We start from the raw sequence: 6,153 nt of genomic DNA on the forward strand, positions 1-6,153 counted from the left end.
CTTTTTCGCCGCCCTCCGGCGGCTTGGGCGTGGGCCCGGATGACGGTGGCGTCCAGCATCACCCATTCCAAGTCCGCCTCGGCCGCCACGGCCTCGAAGACCTTGGCCAGCACGCCCCTCTCGATCCAGCGGTAGTAGCGCTTCTTCGCACGCTCGAACGGCCCGAAGCGCTCTGGCAGATCCCGCCACCGACCGCCTGAGCGCGCCATCCACAATAACGCGTCGATGAACAGCCGCCCGTCGCTGCGCGGTCCCCGCTTGCCCTTGCGGCCCCCCGGCACAAAAGGCTTGATCCGCTCCCACTGGTCGTCCCTAAGAACCTCGCCTTCCAAGACCGCCTCCCAAAGGTAGTCTTGAATCACCACTCGCGATTCAGGGGAATCCTAAATCGTCCCTACGACCTAGTGCCGGAACACCCGCACGCCGGTGAACACCATCGCCAGGCCGCGTTCGTCGGCGGCCTCGATCACGGCCTTGTCGCCGATAGAGCCGCCGGGCTGGATCACCGCGGTGCAGCCGGCGTCGGCCGCCTGGATCAGGCCGTCGGGGAACGGGAAGAACGCCTCGGAAGCACAGGCCGACCCCTTCAGGTCCAGGCCGAAATCGGCGGCGCGTAGCGCGGCGATGCGGGCTGAGTCCTTGCGGTTCATCTGACCGGCGCCGATCCCGAGCGTCTGGCCGTCGCGGGCGTAGACGATGGCGTTGGATTTCACATGCTTGGCGACGGTGAAGGCGAACAGCATGTCGCGGACCTCGGCGTCGGTCGGCGCGCGCTTCGTCACCACCGTCAGGTCGGCGGGCGTCAGGTGGGTGGTGTCGCGGCTTTGCACCAGGAAGCCGCCCGCGACCGACTTGAACGTCTTGCCGACGGCCAGCGGGTCGGGCAGGCCGCCGGTCACCAGCAGACGCACGTTCTTCTTCTTGCGGAACAGCGCGACGGCGTCGTCGTCGGCCTCGGGCGCGATCACCACCTCGGTGAACACCTCCAGCAGCTGGGCCGCCGTGGCGGCGTCCAGGCGCCCGTTCAGGGCGACGATGCCGCCGAACGCGCTGGTGGGGTCGCAGGCGAGCGCGCGCTGGTAGGCCTCCAGCATGGTGGCGCCGCAGGCCAGCCCGCAGGGGTTCGCATGCTTGACGATCGCGCACACCGGGCCGGCGGCCGGATCGAACTCGGCGATCAGTTCGAAGGCGGCGTCCGTGTCGTTGATGTTGTTGTAGCTGAGTTCCTTGCCCTGGAGCTGGGTGGCGGTCGCTACGCCGAGCGGGGCGTTGGGGAAGCGGTAGAAGGCCGCGTCCTGGTGCGGGTTCTCGCCATAGCGCATGGTCTGGGCGAGCTGGCCGCCAATGGAGAATCGGGCGGGCGCGAAATCGCCCAGTTCGGCAGCGAACCACGAGGCGATCGAGGAGTCGTAGGTGGCGGTGCGGGCATAGGCCCTGGCGGCGAGCCGTCGCCGCAGGTCGAGCGAGGTCGCGCCGCCGTGGGCCAGTTCAGCCAGCACCTGCGCCATGTCGGCCGGATCGGTGCAGACGGCGACGTAGCCGTGGTTCTTGGCCGCCGAGCGGATCATCGCCGGGCCGCCTATGTCGATGTTCTCGACGCAGGTCTCGTAGTCCGCCCCGGCCGCCACCGTCTGCTCGAAGGGGTAGAGGTTGACATAGACCAGGTCGATCGCCCCGATGCCGTGCGCGTCCATCGCCGCCTTGTGCTCGGGCGCGTCGCGCACCCCCAGCAGGCCGCCGTGGACCACGGGGTGCAGGGTCTTCACGCGGCCGTCCATCATCTCCGGGAAGCCGGTGAGGTCGGAGATATCCTTCACCGCGATCCCGGCGTCGGCGATGGCCTTGCGCGTGCCGCCCGTGGAGACCAGCTCGACGCCCAGCGCGGACAGCTGGCGGGCGGCCTCGACCAGGCCGGTCTTGTCGGAGACGCTGATCAACGCGCGGCGGACCGCGACCTTGTCGGGGGCGGGGGGGAAATCTGGCGCGGCGGGCACGGCATTCTCCTCAGAGGTTCAAGGAAATGCCCAGGCGAGCGGCGTCGATATGGTCTCCGCGCTCCCCGGTGGTCCCCCACCTCGATTCGCCAGTCACACGGGATGGCGGCGGCTTAGGCCGCTGTTGGCGGCGCGTCAACGCGCGCGATGGTCGGCGCGGTCGCCGGGGCGAGCTTCCACCGCACCCGGGCGCCGGAGTCGGCCCGCCGCTGGCCGCGCAGGACCAGTTGCAGGCCGGGCCCGTGGGCGCGCGGCTCCAGGGCGATGTCCAGAGCATCGTTGCGCAGCGTCCAGCCGCCGGGGTCGCCCTCGCGGCGGAGCAGCACGCTGCGGCGATCCTGCGAGACCTGGGCGCGGACCCCGGCGTGCAGCTGGAAACGCAGCGCGTAGGGCACGAAGTGGCGGCCGTCGGGCCCCTGCACCTTGGCGGTGGGGGTCAGCCGGTCCTCGCCGCGCAGCTCGCCGCCGTCGAGGTCCAGGTAGAGGCGGCGCTGATGCATCAGCCCGTAGCGGGCCATCCAGCCGTGGTGGTCCAGCTCCAGCCAGACGGCGCCTGGGGCTTCGTGCCGCTGCACCTCGACCGGTGCTTCGGCCTCGGTCAGCCGCCGCCCCAGCACCCGCGCCGCGAAGCCGCTCAGCATCCGCCCATAAGGTCGCTCGCCCACCTGCATGGTGGAGGCCGCGTCGATGCCACGGCCGGCCGCCGCCTCGATCAGCCGCCGGCCCCCCGCCACCACCTGGATCGACAGGGACTGCGCGCAGGCCTGCGTGCTCCACGGGCCGGCCGGCGGGGTCGCCACGTCGGCCATCACCTGCACGGCGCGCGAGTCCAGCCGCTGGAAACCGTCCAGGCCGCTGGGGGTCGGGCGGTCACCGGTCTCGTCCTGGGCGCGCGCGGCGGCGACGTAGGATGGGCTCCTTGGCCCGCCGCCATGGAAGGCCGCCAGGCCCCCGTCGGCCAGGGTGAAGAACCGCACCGCCGCCGCCAGGCGGGCGATCGAGCGCTGCACCGCGTCGGGCGCGGCCAAGCCACGCTGGACCATGGCCTCGTCCAGGGCCTGCAGGTCGAACAGCAACTCCAGGGCCGCGTCGGGGCGTCGGGTGGCATGACCGCCTTCGGGCTCGACGGTGATCGCCAGTGCGCGGCTCAGGCGCGGCAGGGCCCGCTCCAGCAGCCGGCGTCCGGCTATCCCGCGCAGGGCGGCGCCGGCCACGGCGGCGCAGGCCGCGCGCTCGGCGGCGCCCGCCGTCCCGCCCGCCGCCAGCAGGCTGCGGGCCTGCCGGGCCAGGTCCATGGCGATCCCCGCGGTCTCGGCCTCGGAGGCGCGGGCAGCCAGGGCGGGGCCCGCGCAGGCCAGGTTAAACACCCGGCGCGCCATCACCTCCGGCGCCCAGGCGAAGCCGTTCCAGCGGCCGAAGATCCGCCGCCACTCCAGCACCAGGCGCAGCGCCTCGGCCGCGCCCTCTGGCCCGGCGGCGATCAGGCCGGGCAGCCAGTCGAAGCGGTGCAGGGCCTCGGCGAAGGCGCGGCTGGGGCTGGGTCGGTCCCAGGGGTCGCCCCCGGCGCCGGCCGCCAGGGTCGCGCCGCCCAGGGTGAACACCCCGGCCAGGATGCGGCGGCCGCCCTCGATGTCCGGCGGCCGTGCGTCGCGGGGCTGCAGGCCGAAGCCCTCGGGCCGGGCCTGGCCGGGCAGCCAGCGGCCGGGCTCGGCGGCGCGCCACTCCTCGGAGACCGCCCGTCCGGTGGCCACGGCCAGCGCCAGGGCCAGATGGCGTCCGGGCAGGCGAAGGGGTCCGGCCACCGGGGTCAGCCGCGCAGGGCGGCGATATTGGCGGCGTAACGCTCCGCCCCGCCGCGGAAGACGGCGGTTCCGGCCACCAGGGCCGTGGCCCCGGCGGCGATGCACAATTTGGCGGTCTCCGGCGTCACTCCCCCGTCCACCTCCAGCGGAATGTCGCGCCCGGTCGCGTCGATCATCGCCCTGAGCGCAGTGATCTTCGCCAGCTGCGAGGGCATGAAGGTCTGGCCGCCGAACCCCGGGTTGATCGACATCACCAGGATCAGGTCCACGTCGTCCATCATCCACTGGATCACCGAGGGGTCGGTGGAGGGGTTGAACACCACCCCGGCCTTGCCGCCGAGCTCGCGGATGCGCTTGAGGGTGCGGTTCAGGTGCGGGCCGGCCTCGGGGTGGACGCTGATGTAATCGGCGCCCGCCGCGCGGAACGCCTCCAGGTAGGGGTCGGCCGGGCTGATCATCAGGTGGCAGTCGAAGGGGATCTTTGCGTGCGGGCGCAGCGCCTTCACGATGTCCGGGCCCAGGGTGATGTTGGGCACGAAATGGCCGTCCATGACGTCCACGTGGACCCAGTCGGCCCCGGCCGCCTCGATGGCGCGAATCTCTTCGCCCAGCCGCGCGAAGTCGGCCGCCAGGATCGAGGGGGCGATGATGGTCTTGGGCGAGGCCATGCCCCGGCTTAGCCTGATGCGGGCGGCCCTGCCAATCGCGCGTCTACGCGGCGCGCGTCATCCGGGCGATGTAGAACCCGTCCGTCCCGCCGCTCACGTGGTGCGGCAGGATGCGGAGCGTGCCGTCCGGCTTCAGGCTGGCGTCCGGCGCGCCGCCTTCGCCCGCCGCGATCGGGTCCAGCGCGAAGTCGGGCGTCCGCGACAGGAACGTCGCCACCTGGCCTTCGCCCTCCTCCATCTCCAGCGAACAGACGCAGTAGACCAGCCGCCCGCCTGGCTTCACCCGCCTGGCCGCGCTGGCCAGCAGGCGGGTCTGGATGGTGGCCAGCCGCGGGATGTCCTGCGGGCTGGCGACCCAGAGGACGTCGGGATGGCGGCGGAAGGTGCCGGTGGCCGAGCAGGGGGCGTCCAGCAGGACGGCGTCGAAGGTGCGACCGTCGCGCCAGTCGGCCGCGTCGGCGGCGACCAACTCGGCGCTGAAGCCGGTGCGGGCCAGGTTCTCGGAGACCCGCTTGATGCGGCCCTCGGAGCGATCCAGCGCGGTGACCTTCGCGCCGGCGGCGGCCAGCTGCAGGGTCTTGCCGCCGGGCGCGGCGCAGAGGTCCAGGACCGTGTCGCCCGGCCGGAGGGCCAGCAGCCGCGCCGGGATGGCGGCCGAGGCGTCCTGCACCCACCAGCGGCCCTCGTCGAAGCCGGGCCAGGCGGAGACCTCGCCCTTCAGGCCCACCCGCAGGGAGCCGCCCGGCAGCGGCCGCGCCTCCAGGGCCTGGGCCAGTTCGGCGTCGGCGGCGGTCCGCAAGGTCAGGTCGGTGGCCGGCTCCTCGCCGATCAGGGCGCAGATGGACTCGGCGGCGTCGTGACCATAGGCGGCGCGCCAGCGGGCCTGCAGCCAGCTGGGGGCCATCAGCGACGGGTCGTTCAGCTCCGGCGGCTCGCGGGTCAGGCCGCGCAGCACGGCGTTGACCAGGCCCTTGAACACCGCCCCGCCCTTCTGGGCGGCGGCCAGGTCGACGGTGGCGCCCACCGCGGCATGGGCCGGGGTCTTCAGCACCAGCAGCTGGGCCGCGCCCAGCCGCAGCACATTGACGATCGGCTCGGGCGGGGCCTTCTTCAGCCGGGCCTGGAGCGCGGTGTCGATAGGCCCCAGCCAGCGCAGGGTGGCCATGGCCAGGGCGCGGGCGAAGGCCCGGTCGCGCGGTTCCAGGGCGGCCAGGGCCGGATGGTTCAGGCCCTCGTCCAGGCCGGCGCGCCGCGACAGGGCGGCGGTCAGCAGGTCGAGGGCGGCGGCACGGGCCGGCAGGCCCAGCGGGGTGTCTTGATCGGGGGAAGAACTCACGGCGCGCGGCGTGCCCTCTTGGGGCCGCGGGCGCAAGGGATTAGATGAGGGACATGGACGACACCCCGCCCGCCGACATCCCCGGGGCCGCACCCGGCAAGCCGCTGACCGACGCCGCCCGCCGGGCGCTGGAGGAGGCCGAAGCCCGCCGCCTCGCCGCCCAGGCCGCCGAACTGGCCCCGGAGCAGGGCGGTCCCAAGGGCCCGGAGCCGACCCGCTTCGGCGACTGGGAACGCAAGGGCCTCGCGGTCGATTTCTGAGTCTTTGCTCCTCCCCCGAAGGGAACACTTCGGGGGAGGTGGCGGCAAAGCCGACGGAGGGGGCGCGAGGCCTCAAGCTCCGCGCATGGGGCC

General features: G+C 73.3%; 6 protein-coding genes and 1 riboswitch. Of the genes, 1 reads left to right on the top strand and 5 read right to left on the bottom strand.

Annotated elements, in window-relative coordinates:
* From Q0R13_RS01575 to Q0R13_RS01595, 5 genes are all read right to left on the bottom strand, one after another.
* Nucleotides 1-332, bottom strand: a 332-nt coding sequence (locus Q0R13_RS01575; protein ID WP_293898447.1) for an IS5 family transposase, incomplete at its 3' end; no start/stop codon positions are given.
* A 69-nt stretch (nt 333-401) separates the two neighbouring features.
* On the bottom strand, nt 402-1,994 hold the full coding sequence (gene purH / locus Q0R13_RS01580) for a bifunctional phosphoribosylaminoimidazolecarboxamide formyltransferase/IMP cyclohydrolase (RefSeq protein ID WP_293898450.1): 1,593 nt from the start codon (nt 1,992-1,994) through the stop codon (nt 402-404).
* A 21-nt stretch (nt 1,995-2,015) separates the two neighbouring features.
* Nucleotides 2,016-2,101, bottom strand: a riboswitch (ZMP/ZTP riboswitch).
* Between the two features lie 6 nt (nt 2,102-2,107).
* Nucleotides 2,108-3,796, bottom strand: coding sequence for a heparinase II/III family protein (locus Q0R13_RS01585; protein ID WP_293898453.1), 1,689 nt, complete (start codon nt 3,794-3,796; stop codon nt 2,108-2,110).
* 5 nt (nt 3,797-3,801) lie between these two features.
* On the bottom strand, nt 3,802-4,464 hold the full coding sequence (gene rpe / locus Q0R13_RS01590) for a ribulose-phosphate 3-epimerase (protein WP_293898456.1): 663 nt from the start codon (nt 4,462-4,464) through the stop codon (nt 3,802-3,804).
* A 43-nt stretch (nt 4,465-4,507) separates the two neighbouring features.
* Nucleotides 4,508-5,800, bottom strand: a complete 1,293-nt coding sequence (locus Q0R13_RS01595; RefSeq protein WP_293898459.1) for an RsmB/NOP family class I SAM-dependent RNA methyltransferase — start codon at nt 5,798-5,800, stop codon at nt 4,508-4,510.
* 44 nt (nt 5,801-5,844) lie between these two features.
* Between Q0R13_RS01595 and Q0R13_RS01600 the strand changes: the two genes are divergently transcribed.
* Nucleotides 5,845-6,060, top strand: a complete 216-nt coding sequence (locus Q0R13_RS01600; protein WP_293898462.1) for a DUF1674 domain-containing protein — start codon at nt 5,845-5,847, stop codon at nt 6,058-6,060.
* The last annotated feature ends 93 nt before the right edge of the window (nt 6,061-6,153 follow it).

Origin of the sequence: Phenylobacterium sp., from assembly GCF_025351295.1 — a bacterium.
Lineage (GTDB): Bacteria > Pseudomonadota > Alphaproteobacteria > Caulobacterales > Caulobacteraceae > Phenylobacterium.

Excerpts from the sequence above, each read along its gene's own strand:
- rpe (WP_293898456.1), bottom strand. The coding sequence starts at position 4,464 with ATGGCCTCGCCCAAGACCATCATCGCCCCCTCGATCCTGGCGGCCGAC.
- Q0R13_RS01600 (WP_293898462.1), top strand. The coding sequence starts at position 5,845 with ATGAGGGACATGGACGACACCCCGCCCGCCGACATCCCCGGGGCCGCA.